Origin of the sequence: Gilliamella sp. BG3, from assembly GCF_046635605.1 — a bacterium.
Taxonomy (GTDB): Bacteria; Pseudomonadota; Gammaproteobacteria; order Enterobacterales; family Orbaceae; genus Gilliamella; species Gilliamella bombi.
In genome coordinates this window covers 14,538-28,742 of record NZ_JBIDFE010000013.1, presented here as the reverse complement: position 1 = coordinate 28,742, position 14,205 = coordinate 14,538, and the positions used below count along the sequence as shown (strand labels likewise).

Annotated in this window: 16 protein-coding genes; 4 read left to right on the top strand and 12 right to left on the bottom strand. The window is 34.1% G+C overall.

From position 1 onward, the window contains the following. Positions 1-179: 179 nt before the first annotated feature. Together ACGH6S_RS07415 and ACGH6S_RS07410 are read right to left on the bottom strand one after the other, a co-directional pair. Positions 180-1,103 carry a hypothetical protein gene (locus ACGH6S_RS07415; protein ID WP_411579493.1) on the bottom strand — a complete coding sequence of 308 codons (924 nt, stop codon included), beginning with the start codon at positions 1,101-1,103 and terminating at the stop codon, positions 180-182. A gap of 565 nt (positions 1,104-1,668) precedes the next feature. Further along, the gene (locus tag ACGH6S_RS07410) at positions 1,669-2,610 is read right to left on the bottom strand and encodes a type IV pilus twitching motility protein PilT (protein ID WP_085163951.1); all 942 of its coding nucleotides are present in this window, start codon (positions 2,608-2,610) and stop codon (positions 1,669-1,671) included. A gap of 37 nt (positions 2,611-2,647) precedes the next feature. On the opposite strand from ACGH6S_RS07410, the gene ACGH6S_RS07405 reads away from it, so the two are divergent. Beyond that, positions 2,648-3,349: a YggS family pyridoxal phosphate-dependent enzyme gene (locus tag ACGH6S_RS07405; protein WP_174799377.1), complete on the top strand. Its 702-nt coding sequence runs from the start codon at positions 2,648-2,650 to the stop codon at positions 3,347-3,349. Positions 3,350-3,385: 36 nt separating this feature from the next. Beyond that, complete coding sequence (locus tag ACGH6S_RS07400) at positions 3,386-3,943, top strand: YggT family protein (protein ID WP_174799376.1); 558 nt, start codon at positions 3,386-3,388, stop codon at positions 3,941-3,943. 33 nt (positions 3,944-3,976) lie between these two features. Here the strand turns inward: ACGH6S_RS07400 and ACGH6S_RS07395 are convergent, their stop codons facing one another. The 4 genes from ACGH6S_RS07395 to corA form a co-directional block, all read right to left on the bottom strand. Beyond that, on the bottom strand, positions 3,977-4,399 hold the full coding sequence (locus tag ACGH6S_RS07395; RefSeq protein ID WP_034912894.1) for a YcgN family cysteine cluster protein: 423 nt from the start codon (positions 4,397-4,399) through the stop codon (positions 3,977-3,979). Next, a complete protein-coding gene (locus ACGH6S_RS07390; protein ID WP_081296761.1) occupies positions 4,396-4,644 on the bottom strand; it encodes a YcgL domain-containing protein in 249 nt (82 codons plus the stop codon). The genes ACGH6S_RS07395 and ACGH6S_RS07390 overlap by 4 nt, the downstream gene beginning before the upstream one ends. Positions 4,645-4,669: 25 nt before the next feature. Beyond that, a complete protein-coding gene (locus tag ACGH6S_RS07385; RefSeq protein ID WP_065589242.1) occupies positions 4,670-5,632 on the bottom strand; it encodes a glucokinase in 963 nt (320 codons plus the stop codon). A gap of 187 nt (positions 5,633-5,819) precedes the next feature. Beyond that, positions 5,820-6,761 carry a magnesium/cobalt transporter CorA gene (corA, locus tag ACGH6S_RS07380; protein WP_034912903.1) on the bottom strand — a complete coding sequence of 314 codons (942 nt, stop codon included), beginning with the start codon at positions 6,759-6,761 and terminating at the stop codon, positions 5,820-5,822. A 217-nt stretch (positions 6,762-6,978) separates the two neighbouring features. On the opposite strand from corA, the gene ACGH6S_RS07375 reads away from it, so the two are divergent. Together ACGH6S_RS07375 and ACGH6S_RS07370 are read left to right on the top strand one after the other, a co-directional pair. Continuing rightward, positions 6,979-7,497, top strand: a complete 519-nt coding sequence (locus ACGH6S_RS07375; RefSeq protein WP_065589243.1) for a single-stranded DNA-binding protein — start codon at positions 6,979-6,981, stop codon at positions 7,495-7,497. Positions 7,498-7,772: 275 nt separating this feature from the next. Continuing rightward, entirely contained in the window at positions 7,773-8,435 is a 663-nt protein-coding gene (locus tag ACGH6S_RS07370) for a MarC family NAAT transporter (RefSeq protein WP_174799375.1), read from the top strand. A gap of 23 nt (positions 8,436-8,458) precedes the next feature. Here the strand turns inward: ACGH6S_RS07370 and ACGH6S_RS07365 are convergent, their stop codons facing one another. The 6 genes from ACGH6S_RS07365 to ihfB form a co-directional block, all read right to left on the bottom strand. Beyond that, the gene (locus ACGH6S_RS07365; RefSeq protein WP_174799374.1) at positions 8,459-9,151 is read right to left on the bottom strand and encodes a DUF2461 domain-containing protein; all 693 of its coding nucleotides are present in this window, start codon (positions 9,149-9,151) and stop codon (positions 8,459-8,461) included. A 3-nt stretch (positions 9,152-9,154) separates the two neighbouring features. Further along, positions 9,155-9,919, bottom strand: a complete 765-nt coding sequence (kdsB, locus tag ACGH6S_RS07360) for a 3-deoxy-manno-octulosonate cytidylyltransferase (protein ID WP_174799373.1) — start codon at positions 9,917-9,919, stop codon at positions 9,155-9,157. Between the two features lie 17 nt (positions 9,920-9,936). Continuing rightward, positions 9,937-10,122, bottom strand: coding sequence for a Trm112 family protein (locus tag ACGH6S_RS07355; RefSeq protein ID WP_065560220.1), 186 nt, complete (start codon positions 10,120-10,122; stop codon positions 9,937-9,939). Next, a complete protein-coding gene (gene lpxK, locus ACGH6S_RS07350; RefSeq protein WP_174799372.1) occupies positions 10,119-11,132 on the bottom strand; it encodes a tetraacyldisaccharide 4'-kinase in 1,014 nt (337 codons plus the stop codon). The genes ACGH6S_RS07355 and lpxK overlap by 4 nt, the downstream gene beginning before the upstream one ends. A 92-nt stretch (positions 11,133-11,224) precedes the next feature. Then, the gene (locus tag ACGH6S_RS07345; RefSeq protein ID WP_174799371.1) at positions 11,225-13,507 is read right to left on the bottom strand and encodes a DNA internalization-related competence protein ComEC/Rec2; all 2,283 of its coding nucleotides are present in this window, start codon (positions 13,505-13,507) and stop codon (positions 11,225-11,227) included. A 353-nt stretch (positions 13,508-13,860) separates the two neighbouring features. Further along, entirely contained in the window at positions 13,861-14,151 is a 291-nt protein-coding gene (ihfB, locus tag ACGH6S_RS07340) for an integration host factor subunit beta (RefSeq protein ID WP_034912930.1), read from the bottom strand. Positions 14,152-14,205 lie beyond the last annotated feature (54 nt).

Below are 14,205 nucleotides of genomic sequence, written 5' to 3'. Positions count from 1 at the left end.
CAAATACACAAGCTTTAAAATTGTATTGGTCGGGCGTTGTTTTGGCTTTTAGTCATTAAAGTGCTAGCTTTGCCTGCTCAGCGCCCAACTTGCGCCGTGGCTTTATTCTTTTGTTAGATTATCCTCTCACACCATAAGCACCTTCTGCGTCCTAATGATTAAGAAATAAACGCTAAAAACTAAGGCGCGGTGCAAACAGTATAGTAACGGTAGGAGGCACCGCTGCTGATGACGCTGCCACCGCCCGAGCTAACAAGGAACTGATCACCTCTGTATGCTCCCACATCACTCGTCCAAAAGTAGGTGTTGGCGAATCCCGCATCAGCATAATAGGTTATGGGGCCCCACTCAGTAAAAAATCCATTACCTATTCTTCGTTGGTGAATGTTATCAGATGATGATGACGTGACATTATCTATGCCATTTATACAGGGGAAACTCGTGTACATACCACACTTTGCATTGGTTAAATCTCTTACCTGCGGAAGGCGATAACTCAAACTATTACACCATTTTGTTTGATTAGAAAATATATCCCCCCACAGATCTTGCCACCGACTGACGAACCATTGCCTTAATACAAATCCATATTTTACTACTTCAACGCCATCTCTATCCCTACCCACTAACTCAAACGTCTGCGGTAACCTTGGTACAGTAATTCGTCTAGGATTCGGATTATCCCATTGATTTCTTGCCTCTGGACCTGTTAGCTTAACGCGAGCTACAACTTGTCCCAAGTCCTCATAAGGAATCCACCATTCACGAGCTACAACATTTGTCACTGTTGCAGTAATTCCCTCATGCGTGACTGGTTCCCATGTCAATTCTTCTGGTTCTATTCCTGTTATGAGTAAATCAAAATATAAATTATATGCACCCGTGGTCGGGAAATTTTGATTATATGATTCAGGATTGACTGATTGAACTAAAAAGCCTTTATTCTGATTCCATATGTCAGCTGGACCTGCGTATTTACCATTACCCCAAAATAGATTTGGCCTTACATAATTGATAACTGCCGACGGTATTATTATTGCATCACTACGATTACTCGCTCGAGCTTTTTTACCATTCGCCTGTACATCCCATGACGATGACAATAATAACAATGCTAATACTAGCAAAGCTGTTTTAGGTGATTTGAGCGATAATTTCGAAGATATAAATAAGTTTTGTGTAAAAACTCGTCGAATAGGATTATTTGATAAATTTAATACATAGGTTTGCCAGTGCTGGTGTCTGGTGTCTGGTGTCTAAAATGATAATGCATTATGGTTTACCTGTCAAGTAATTATTTGTTTTATTTATATTTTTATAATTATTTGCTTGTTTAATAAGCTTGTTTTCCTATAGCGATAAAAGTATAACCATTTAAAAAATTGTTGGCTAGTTTTTTGGCGGAATTTTTTGTAAAGAAATGTAAATTTTAGAAAAACACTGAGGTGTTTATACTTTGTGGTTAAAAACCCTCTAAAAACTCATAAGGTGCTTTTCCCGAAATCGCTTAAGATTTTGCATTCTATCTTTTAAATCGATAAATATTTGCTGATTATGTCATATCTCAATTCAAAGTTTTTATCACTCTTTCCGCTTTGCCATTCGTTTGTAGTCACAGGTAAATAAATAAAATTAGTTTATGATTAAAGATTATTTCAATTTCAGTAATTATTGATCCGTAATAATTTGCATACCATGTTGTCGCCCCGTCTGCATAAGGGAAATAATTTGTTTAATTTTGCCTTCATTAATTAAATTACTGACAGCAGGAGTATTGATAAGCACTTCAAACAACGCTTTACGCCCATTTTTTGTTAATATTAGCTTTTGACTGATAATTGCTCTTAAATTATTTGATAATTGTGTGCGAATAAAGTTACGCGAATTTTCATCAAATACATCAATAATACGATTAATGCTTTGAATAGCAGAACATGTATGTAACGTAGCAAAAACTAAATGCCCTGTTTCAGCTACTGTTAATGCAGTTTGGATAGATTTTTTATTACGTAATTCCCCAAGTAATATTATGTCAGGATCTTGCCTTAAAAGGCTATCAAGTGCGTAGTCAAAATTTGTAAGCTCTCTTTGTTGAATTAATGAATGTTGATTATGATAAATAAACTCAATGGGGTCTTCTAAAGTAATAATGTGTTTGGATTGAGTTGAGTTAATATATTCAATTAATGATGCAAGCGTCGTTGATTTACCACTTCCTGTAGCACCTGTCACTAAAATAATACCACTTTCGTGCGTTATTAGCTTTTTAAAAACCTCGGGCGCACCTATTTCATCTAGATCTGGAATCTGTTTTTTAATCATTCGAAACACTGCCGAAATACCACGCTGTTGATAAAAAATATTGACTCTAAAGCGACCTATTTCAGGAGATTGATAGGCTAAATCAATTTGTTTATCTTGCTGTAATTGTAATTTTTGTGATTCATTAAGTAACGCCAATAGTTCAGATTCTAAATCTAACGGCGATAACTTTTCGTTTGATACACACTGTAATTGTCCATTAATGCGAATGCGTGCAACTTCACCACTTGAAAGATGCAAATCGGATGCTTTTTGCGTTACACTAAGCGACAACATCGATTTTAACATTATATTTTACCTATTAGTTTATTAATTGGGAATTAACATGAATACAGTACGTGACAATTTACTTACTATAAAAAACACAATTCAAGAAATAGCAAAAAAATGCGAACGAGATCCCAATACAATCGAACTTATTGCGGTCAGTAAAACAAAGCCAGTAACCTTAATCAAACAAGCGATAGATGCAGGTCAACTATCTTTTGGTGAAAACTATGTTCAAGAAGGCGTTGAAAAAATCCAGTATTTTAAACAAACTCTCCCCAATACTTTATTAACTTGGCATTTTATTGGTCCATTACAATCGAACAAAAGCAAATTAGTCGCCGAACACTTTGATTGGATGCATACCATTGATAGATTTAAAATTGCTCAACGTTTAAATGATCAGCGCCCAGCTAATATGGAAAACTTAAATGTACTTATTCAAGTTAATATTAGTAAAGAAGCCAGCAAGTCTGGGGTTGAGCCTGAACAAGTTTCTGATTTAGCAAAACAAATTATAACACTACCCAATTTAAATTTACGTGGATTAATGGCGATCCCAGAAATTGAAAATGATTTTGACAAACAACTAAACGTCTTTAACAAAATGCACGAACTTTTGCGTTCTTTACAAACTGATTATCCATTTATGGATACATTATCCATGGGCATGAGTGGCGACATGCAAGCTGCTATTGTTGCTGGTAGCACTATGGTTCGAATAGGTACAGCGATCTTTGGAGCAAGGCAGTATTTGTGATATATTGCCCGAATAGTTTATTTTAAGGAGTCTTAAATGACATCGCTTTATTTTCTAGGTAATACCATCTTAACGGTATGTCTCTATGTTTTAATTTTGCGTTTATGGATGCAGCGTGTGCGTGTAAATTTCTATAACCCATTTACCCAATTTATCGTACGAATAACTCAACCTATTATCGGTCCATTACGCAAAGTCATCCCATCTATTAAGCAAATTGATACCGCTACATGGGTTCTTTTATATTTTGTTGCCGTCATTAAAATTATTTTTATTTCCTACTATGGAATGATTAATGAATCAATTTGGACTAGTAAATACCTGCTTTATGCTATTGCTGTCATAGCTCATGCATTTGGGCATTTATTATTCTGGTTATTACTATTTCGAGCAATTCTAAGTTGGGTTAGCCGTGGACAATCAAACGCGGATGAATTACTTGCTCAGTTAACTGAACCACTTATAGCACCAATTCGCCGTATTGTGCCACCGCTTGGAATGATTGATATCTCATTTATGATTTTTGTATTTATTTTAATGTTTTTAAATATGCTCGCTGTTGATGTATTTGGATATTTATGGATTGTGCTTTAAATTAAAATCAAAAGGGAGCTGTAGCTCCCTATTTTAAATAATATGGTCTTCCCAACAAATCACATCTTTTTCATAAACAATCCGATTTTTAACCGATATCTTCAGCTTATGCATAAGCTTTTTATTACCCGTAATAAGCGGATGCCAATGAGGCAATTGTCCTGTTTCAGAAAAATAACGATAGGTACAGGTTAAAGGTAACCATTCAATGGTAAGGAGGTTATCACGAGTCAACTTGATACAATCGGGTTCATAATCAAAACGTCTATTATAATGTTTACATTGACAAGTATTGGAGTCAAGCAAATTACAAGCAACATTAGTATATAAGATCTCGTCTGTATCTTCGTCCATCAATTTATTTAAGCAACATTGACCACAACCATCACAGAGCTGTTCCCATTCTTCATCACTCATCTGAGCTAATGTCTTATATTCCCAAAATGGCTCAATCATACTTTGAAATCATCTTCTTTTAGCATTTGTAAGAAAAATCCATCAGTTTTAATCTTTTCTTCTATTTCAGTGGCGGTACCAACTACAAATTTTCGTTTACCGTCAAGTAATACTTTCATGACAAAAACAGGTGAACCAAAAATAGACATTACTTTTTCAGGAATCGTTGAAAAATCATTTTCATGTTCCATATATAGATAGCAGTTCTCTTTTTTGGTACTTCGGTAAATATAACACCACATCATAAAATAAAACCTTTACTCATTAATACTATTTATTAAGACAATTTTGTAAATAAACACCTGCACCAAACAAGCCTGGATCTTCATGTGTTATTACATAAACAGGAATTTTTTTGACTAAATAGGACATACGACCTTTATGTTCAAAAGCATCTCTAAATGGAGATGTTTTAAAAAATTCGATAAAGCGTGGCACAATACCCCCAGCAATATAAACGCCACCTTGTGTATTAAGTGTTAATGCCAAATTACCACCAAAACGCCCCATAAAAGTACAAAAATAGGTTAAAGTTTGCAAGCAAAGTGGACAACTTTTAGATAGCGCTTTCTCAACAATAATGTCGGGTGTAATCTCTATTACTGGTTGATTATTAATTTGTAACAACGCTTGATAAATATTAACAATACCATTGCCTGATAAAAACCGCTCGGTAGAAACACGCCCAAATTTTTTGCGAAGTTGCACTAAAATACGGTCTTCATCATCACTTATCATTGGAAGCTCTGTATGCCCCCCTTCTCCTGACAAACTAATCCAACGTCCATTTACTTTAATTAAATGTGACACTCCAAGTCCTGTACCTGCACCATAAATTGCAATTGGATAATCTAAATCAGGTTCATCACCACCAATCTGAACAAGATCTTGTTTAGATAATTTAGGAATTGAAGTTGATACTGCTGTAAAATCATTAATTACTTCTAGTTTTTCAAGATTAAGTTCCTTAACTAATTCAGATCGTGAAAACGACAAATCATTGTTTGTCATACTAATTATATCTTCGTCATTAATCGGACAGGCAATTGCAATACAAGCCATTTTAACGGTAACCGATTGGGCTTGTAAGTAATTCTTAATTAATTTTAGCAATACATCATCCTTTGCAATAAGAACTTTAGTTATTGCTGATAGCTCATTTGTAGCCAAATTATAAAGCGCAAATCGAGCATTAGTTCCACCGATATCGGTGACCAGTGCATATTGATTCATGTTACTTCCTTTATGATAAATTAATTCTTTCAGTTAAAATATTAAGTTTTACCCATCACTCGATGAAAGTATATTGCTGATATTAATAATTATTTATATTAAATTATCCTAAGCAGTTAGTACGATAAGAATTTCATCTAATATATTAAAAAACTATCGAATAAAAACTCAATTTAAATCAATAAATCTACAACCACTTTTTAAGTTTAAAATAAATATAAGGAGCAACACCTGCTAGCAACATTAATAGTAATGAAAAAGGATAACCATATTCCCATTTTAATTCTGGCATAAATTCAAAATTCATACCATAAGCTGAAGCAACTACCGTTGGGGGTAAAAACACAACAGATACAACCGAGAAAATTTTGATAATTCGGCTCTGTTCAATATTGATAAAACTAGTTGCAGCTTGCATTAAAAAGTTTACTTTTTGGAATAATGACTCATTATGTGGAACAAGCGATTCAATATCGCGAATAACTTCACGAGCTTGTTCTAGTTGATCTACTGGCATCTTTGCTCGGCGAACTAAATAATTAACTGCACGTTGGCTATCCATCAAACAAAGACGAACTTTCCACGCGGTATCTTCAAGTTCAGCCAACGAGGTAATAGCTTCATCGTAATGCTCTTGAGCTGAACGATCCATAATAATTAAACTTAATTCTTCGAGTTCACTGTAGATATTTTCAATTTGATCTGCTAACTGTTCAACTTTAACTTCAAATAAATCAAGTAATACTTCATAAGGATTTCCATCGTTCATTCCTTGATAGCGCGATCGCATGCGATACAAACGAAATGCTGGTAAATCTCGCTCACGTAGTGTAAACAAACGACCATTATGCACTGTAAAAGCTACTGTTGAGTTGCCTGCACGATCTTCTGCATCTTCATAAAAAAAGAAAGAGTGGACGTGTAAACCTTCGTTATCTTCAAAAAAACGAGCTGACGCTTCAATATCGTCAAGTTCAATACTAGTTGCTAAGTTTTGTCCTAAATGTGTTAAAACAAAATCTCGATCAGCTTCTTCTGGCTCAATTAAATCAATCCAAGTTGCATTATTTATATCGCCTTCATTAATTTTTACTAATTGTTTGTTTTTTAATCCAAACGCATTAATCATAAGGCCTCCTATAGGAAAAATCTTTTAGAACATCACATTAACAAATGCTTGGCATTATACTCGCTATGGCAGCAAATTCCTATGTTTAAACCAATCTTTCTATATCTTTATAAAATGGGAGAAAAATTCCATTATTAAATTAAATTCGCTGATATTACTACAGTCTCATGTTACAATATGCAGCTTAAAATACTTATGTCATGTTTAGGAGTTAATAATGGCCAATAGAGGAATAAATAAAGTCATTTTAGTTGGTAATTTAGGTCAAGATCCCGAAGTTCGTTATATGTCTAATGGTAATGCAGTTGCTAATATTAGCATTGCAACATCAGAATCATGGAAAGATAAACAAACAAATGAATACCGTGAACGTACTGAATGGCATCGCGTTGTTATATTCGGTAAATTAGCTGAAATTGCTGGCGAATACTTAAAAAAAGGTTCCCAAATTTATATTGAAGGGCAATTACAAACTCGAAAATGGCAAGATCAGTCAGGACAAGATCGTTACACAACTGAAGTTGTAGTCAACCCAATTGGTGGTACTTTACAAATTTTAGCAACACGCAATGGTGGTGAAAACATGGGCGATGGTTCACAAAATTGGGGACAAAGTGCTAATAATTCTTCATCTGCACCAGTGGCTCCTTCTCGTCCTCTAACGCAAAATACACCAGCGCAACCAGCAGCAACACCAGAGCCACCAATGGATTTTGATGACGATATTCCATTTTAAGTATTAAAAGTTCAATTTGATTTAATGAAAGGAGTCGAATATTACTCCTTTCAAACCTTAATCTAATATTACATTTTATCTACTAATGCATAAAAATCATTCACGCTTGACATTATTTCTACTAATATTAGACCTATAATTATCAGTGTAGTGCCTACAATTTTTTCAAACATGGTAATAAAATCCGATACCGAATTACAACTACCTCCATATATCATTTTCTGTTTATTTCAATTATACTTAGCTGCAAATTTTGTTGGATTTAAAATAAATCTATGTTGGAACTTATACAAACTGTCGGCTTTGGTTTAATTTTATTTATTCCTTTAACGAATCCTTTAACCACTGTGGTACTGTTATTAGGTCTATCGGGCGATATGACCAATGAAGAGCGGAATTACCAATCAAAATTGACCTGTATTTATGTGTTTATAATTATGGTTGTATCGTTTTATTGTGGGCAACTAGTGATGAGCACATTTGGCATATCGATTCCCGGATTACGTATTGCTGGTGGCATGATTGTTGGCGTTATTGGTTTTAGAATGTTATTTCCACAACAACCATCACACAAAACTCTTGAAGCAGATGCAAAAAAGCAAGAGATCTCAAATAATATCGCTTTTGTTCCTCTCGCTATGCCAAGTACAGCAGGACCCGGAACTATAGCAATGATAATAAGCATGTCATCAACAGTAAAAAGTGGAGGTTATGACGTTTCAACTTGGGTTGTTTATACTGCTTCGATTTTAGTGCCTTTATTGTTATGTATTATCCTTTGGTTTTGCATGCGCAGTGCAGGTAGCATAATGCGCTTTATGGGGAAAAGTGGCATTGAAGCCACTTCAAGAATTATGGGCTTTTTATTAGTTTGTGTTGGAACTCAATTCATAATTAATGGTATTAAAGAAATTATATTGAATTTTCCTAATATTTAATATTAAACACCGACTCAACAAAGCTAAAGAGTCGGTATATTTTTAATCATTTCTACCCGCATTAAATAATCATAAAGTGGAACTAACTGTTTAAAACCTTTAATTAGTTTATCGGGTAAATCGCTATTTAACACATCCTCAATATGATTACTTGTCACCATAACCGCAATATTTTTTCGGTTATACCAGGTTGCAACTTTTTCGTCCTGCTCTTTAATTAATGGGCGTTTATAACTTTCGCCAACAAGCTCAAATGGTTTTTTGACGCAACGTATCATTGCTAAAAATTTCTTAGTATCGTTAAGAATTTCGTCTCGAAAGATATCCATTGTTTGTTTTGATGAACAATAATAGCCTAGCCCATATTGATAACTGCTTGGGCTAATTTCAAAAAAGTAAGCGGGCGCTTCTTTCCAATCTTTATTTGGTCGTTTAAATGTCAACCATAATCGGCTACGATAAAGTGATTTATCATTTGAAAAACGAGTATCTCGATGTATACGTGAAATCGTTTTACCAATAGCAGGACGAGTTTCAAACCACTCATCAATTTTGAGCATCTCTGGTGTTAATTGTTCAACCAAAAGCCTAAACGGTTTAACTAAATCGTTATCATAAATAGCACGATGCTCTTCAAACCACGGTTTGCTGTTTTTAATCCAAGCGTCTTGTAAAAAATTAAGTCCAGCTTGGCTAAAGCCAGTAAAGTTTGCCATTGCTTACTCCTTAAATAACGCTCTTACTTTTTCTAAATCTTCGAAAGTGTCGACACCAATTGCAGGAGGTTGTTTTGCCACAGCGACATGAATTTTTTCACCGTACCAAAGTACTCTTAATTGCTCTAACATTTCAATTTGTTCAAGCATTGATGGTGCCCATTTAATATATTGACGAATAAAGCCAGCACGGTAAGCATAAATACCAATATGGCGGAGATAAAAATCACCGATACTCGATGGTTTTAACTGTTCAGCTGATTTCGCAAAACGATCGCGTTCCCAAGGAATGGTTGCACGAGAAAAATAAAGCGCATAACCATCTTTATCTGTCACAACTTTAACTGCACCAGTATTAAATGCTTCTTCAACAGAATCAATTGGCACTGCTAACGTTGCCATTCCTGTTTTATATTGCACTAAATTTTCAGCCACTTGATTAATAATGACTGGCGGTATTAAAGGTTCATCCCCTTGTACATTAACAATAACTTCATCATCAGTAAACTGATAAGTATTTATCACCTCTGCCAGTCTTTCTGTACCAGAATTATGCTTATCACTTGTCAGAATGACTTCACCACCATACTCCTTGACTACCTCATAAACTTGTTGATGATCTGTGGCAATAATCACTCGATTGGCTGATGATTTTTTTGCTTGCTCCATCACACGAACAATCATTGGTTTACCATGAATATCCGCTAGTGGCTTACCAGGTAAACGGCTCGAAGCATACCTAGCGGGAATAATAACCGAAAAGTTCATAATTAAGACCTTATTATTTATTCTTGAATACATTCAGATTGGTTAAGTGGTTTAGCTTCACATTCTAACAACACCGGAATATTATCTTTAACTGTATAAACTAAATTATCTGTATGACAAATTAACTGCTGATTAGTAGCATTATATTGCAATTGACCATGGCATTTAGGACAAGCAAGTGCGTTTAATAGGATATCTTTCATTTTTTCTTCTCTTTGGATTTTGTCTCAGCTAGTAATAAACAGATTTGATCAATAACTTGCACAGGTATTACCGCATCGATGGGCAGATACCACCAATTTTGTTGAGCAAATTGTCTACATTTAACTGCATCTTTTTCAGTCATTAAAAGTGTTTGTTTATTACGTGCAACATTGTTTAACAACGGTAAAGTAAATTTTTGATGATCGGCAAAAGAAACGGTTTCAACCACATCCGCTTGCAATTTACTTAACATATCAAAAAAACGTTTTGGATTACTAATACCAGCAATAGCACATATATTTGACAACGAAGATAACGCTCTTTTTTCTTGAGTAAGTAAATTCACTGCATACAGGGGCATTAATTGCATAGTAAAGGTTTTATTAGGATACTGCTGCGCTAAATTATTTACACTATCACCATTGATGACAATAAGATCAACCGATTTTAACCGACTTTCACGCTCTCGCATTGGCCCTGCCGGCATCCACCATCCATTACCAAATAGGCGCTTTCCATCAATCACCACCACTTCAATATCACGCGCTAAAGCATAATGTTGTAAACCATCATCAGTCAAAATAACATCTAATTGGTAGTGCTTTAATAACGCTTGAACAGCCTCAGAGCGATAAGGTGAGACAGCAATAGGTACACTAGTACGTTGATAAATAAGCACAGGTTCATCACCTGCTTGTTCGGTTGTGGTTGTATTATCTAAAATAAGCGGATAGTTATCAGCTTTGCCTCCATATCCTCGTGAAACGACTCCAACCTGTAATCCTTTTTGTTTTAACGATTCAATTAAACTAATAACTAGTGGCGTTTTACCGTTACCACCAACAGATAAGTTGCCAATAACAATAACAGGTACAGGAGATCGCCAAGATTTTAAAATACCAACTTGATATAAAAAGCGACGGAAAATAGCAATTAAACCATATAATAAGGAAAATGGTATGAATAACCAAAATAAACGATTTTTACCATACCACAGTTTTTCAATCATAACTTTAACATCACTCAATTACATTTAGTAAAATTGTTTTATATCTCAATATAACAATTATTATAGTTGCCTATAGCAAACGATAGCCTATTTTACTCATAATTTGGTAAACTACCAAACCAATCATGATACCATCTAGGTTTAATTTCACCTCGCATAGTTTTTAGCTTCCATGTTTGTTTATCAAAAAAAAGACTTATTTGACCTGTTCTAGCAGTAACATAATAGTCTAATTGTAAATCTTTATACTTTGCCATTACCTTATTGGAGGGGAGTTTCCAAGGATTATAACGAGATGTAGACGCCAAAGACTTTACTGGTTTAACATGATTTAAAAATGTATAACTTGACGATGTACTACTACCATGATGGGGGATTTGTAAAATAGTAGACGTTAGCTGATTTCGATATTTAGTAACTAATTGATATTCCTGATTACGTTCTAGATCCCCAGTTAACAATACAGAAAAATGTCCATCTGTAACTTGCACCACACAGGAATCCTTATTTTGAGCATCGCTAACCAGCTGATTAGGCCACAGCACATTAAACGTCAGATCATTCCAAATAACACTATTACCCGCTAAACATTGATAATCATTATTAAAATCAGAAGACGAACTCATTAACCATGCTTTAGGGTAAATAAGTTGAAGTAATTTCAAACCGCCAACATGATCATTATGTTGATGACTAATAATAATACCTTGTACATTCAAATTATGCCATTGTAGAAAAGGAATAATAACCCTTTCCATAGCGGAACTTTTTTCCCACTTAGCTCCTGTATCATACAAAATTGCAGACTTACCATCATGGATAACGATAGCTAATCCATGACCTACATCTAACATGTCTAACCGCCAACGATAGTGTTGCTGTTTAAAAAAAGGGGTAACCAGTATCATCAAAATTACGAGCAAAGTAATGCTAAAGCGTTGCCAAACACCTGTACGGATTATCACTAAAGTTAACCAACCTAAAAGACCTAATAAATAAAAATCTGAAGGGATGTTAATCCATAATTGATTAAGCCAATTTAAACTCAAAAATAGCCATTCTAGAGATTTATCAGCAATTAGCCAAAACCATAAGGCAATAGAAAAACAATCAAAAATACTAAATATTAACGCCAATAAAATGGTAGGAAATGTAACTAATGAAATAACAGGAATTGCAATTAGATTTGTTAAAATCGAAACTCCACTAACACCTTGAAAAACAAAAAACTGAATTGGAAGCAGCAATAAGGTTAACCCACACTGCAAATACAATATCCTAATTATATACCAACGTTTTTTATGCCTTACTGCTTTGGAAAGCGGCGCCCAATCATGCAAAAAAATTAAAGTTATTACTGCATAGCAAGATAACCAAAAACTTTCAGATAAAATCATCAATGGATCAAATAATAATAACAACGCAATGATCCGATTGATTTTTTGCCATGAACTTATTTTATATTTTTTATAACGAAAATAGATCCAAATTGACAAAGCAACCATAGCTCGCAAAGTAGGCGGATTAAAACCTGTTAACCATGCATAAAAAAATGCACATAACCACCCTATTATAATTGGTAAAAAAAAATAGATAAAACGCTTTGGAATAAAAAACAGTATAGCTTTAGCCAAAAAGCAACTAAGTCCATAAACAACTAAAATATGCATACCAGATATAGCCATTAAATGAGCAATACCTGTTTGCATCATTACCATACGATGCTCGTCATCTAATTGAGAACGATCACCAAAAGCAAGGGCTAGCAAAATACCTTTATAAATAAATAAATCGATATAAGGTATAGCCAAATCAGTAATATATTGTTTTAAGTCAGATTTATCATTTAATAACTTGGCATCAACCAATTTAGCCGATAATAAGCTACGATTTGCTATCGAAAAGCGTTGGCTATCAAATCCTCCATCATTTAAGTATCCATGTACAACTTTTGTTTTTAGTGTCAATTGCCAAATTTCCCCAGATTTAGGAGGATCTAACCTATCCCAGTAAACAGAAATCGGAATATCATTTGCAAGCGTAACATCTGAAATGGAAAAAATAGAAAATGACATGTAATAAGGTCCGTTGACCGTTGCTGCCTGATGAGTATTGATATTAACTACTTTGGCATGAACAACTAGCGTTTTATCAATATAGGGAGAAATGTTGGATAAATATTGCTTAGAATAAGCAGTTGACCACAAAAAACCTAAACTAAATGCAACAAAAACAGATAAATACCAACGAAAATTAACAGGAACGGTTAACACAATTAAAAACAAGATAAAAGCAAGTAAACACCAATATAGATCAGACAATAAATGGGGCAAAAAGAGTAATGGCAAACAACCTAATGAAAACATGATAGCCATTAAATCCAAAGAACAAATTTTTTGCACTAGCACTTTACCATCTTTAAATTGAACAATATAAGTTTATCACTTGATATTATAAAAAAATAATTGATGTTGAATTTTTCGATCTTTGTTCCATTTTAATCATTAATCTTAATGAAATTTACTGAAATTATTCGCAATATTGCATATTTTAAAAGAGGGATTTAACGACTTAAATCAACATAACGTTGACTGGTTTTTCCTTAATGATAAATGGTAAAGGTTATTTAAATAAGTAAGTACGACTAGATGATAGAAATTAAACTAGCTAAAACAAAAAAGCCTTTGATTTAACTCAAAGGCTTCCATCTAGGTGTGAAATTTAAAGATTATGCGTTTGCAGCATTATTTACTCTTTCACGTAATTCTTTACCTGGTTTGAAGTGAGGTATATATTTATGTTTCACTTCAACATTACCACCAGTTCTTGGATTCCTTGCTTTACGTGGAGCTCGATAGTTCAAACTAAAACTACCGAAACCTCGAATTTCCACACGATCGTTACTTTCCATAGCTAAAGCGATCTGTTCAATGATATCTCTAACTGAATCATCAACTAGTTGAACTGGGAGGTGTGTTCGCCAGTTAACAATTCGTTCTACTAAATCTGATCTGTTCATGATCACTCCTAATTTATTTATGTGGCATGTAACTATTTCATTTTATCCCATAAA

Coding starts and splice junctions, on each gene's coding strand:
- ACGH6S_RS07390 (WP_081296761.1), bottom strand. CDS start 4,644: ATGATGTGGTGTTATATTTACCGAAGTACCAAAAAAGAGAACTGCTAT.
- lpxK (WP_174799372.1), bottom strand. CDS start 11,132: ATGATTGAAAAACTGTGGTATGGTAAAAATCGTTTATTTTGGTTATTC.
- ACGH6S_RS07395 (WP_034912894.1), bottom strand. CDS start 4,399: ATGATTGAGCCATTTTGGGAATATAAGACATTAGCTCAGATGAGTGAT.
- corA (WP_034912903.1), bottom strand. CDS start 6,761: ATGATTAATGCGTTTGGATTAAAAAACAAACAATTAGTAAAAATTAAT.
- ACGH6S_RS07410 (WP_085163951.1), bottom strand. CDS start 2,610: ATGTTAAAATCGATGTTGTCGCTTAGTGTAACGCAAAAAGCATCCGAT.
- ACGH6S_RS07345 (WP_174799371.1), bottom strand. CDS start 13,507: ATGGCTATCATGTTTTCATTAGGTTGTTTGCCATTACTCTTTTTGCCC.
- ACGH6S_RS07385 (WP_065589242.1), bottom strand. CDS start 5,632: ATGAATCAATATGCACTGGTCACCGATATCGGTGGAACTAATGCTCGA.
- ACGH6S_RS07365 (WP_174799374.1), bottom strand. CDS start 9,151: ATGGCAAACTTTACTGGCTTTAGCCAAGCTGGACTTAATTTTTTACAA.
- ACGH6S_RS07370 (WP_174799375.1), top strand. CDS start 7,773: ATGTTGGAACTTATACAAACTGTCGGCTTTGGTTTAATTTTATTTATT.
- ACGH6S_RS07355 (WP_065560220.1), bottom strand. CDS start 10,122: ATGAAAGATATCCTATTAAACGCACTTGCTTGTCCTAAATGCCATGGT.
- ACGH6S_RS07400 (WP_174799376.1), top strand. CDS start 3,386: ATGACATCGCTTTATTTTCTAGGTAATACCATCTTAACGGTATGTCTC.
- kdsB (WP_174799373.1), bottom strand. CDS start 9,919: ATGAACTTTTCGGTTATTATTCCCGCTAGGTATGCTTCGAGCCGTTTA.
- ihfB (WP_034912930.1), bottom strand. CDS start 14,151: ATGAACAGATCAGATTTAGTAGAACGAATTGTTAACTGGCGAACACAC.
- ACGH6S_RS07375 (WP_065589243.1), top strand. CDS start 6,979: ATGGCCAATAGAGGAATAAATAAAGTCATTTTAGTTGGTAATTTAGGT.
- ACGH6S_RS07405 (WP_174799377.1), top strand. CDS start 2,648: ATGAATACAGTACGTGACAATTTACTTACTATAAAAAACACAATTCAA.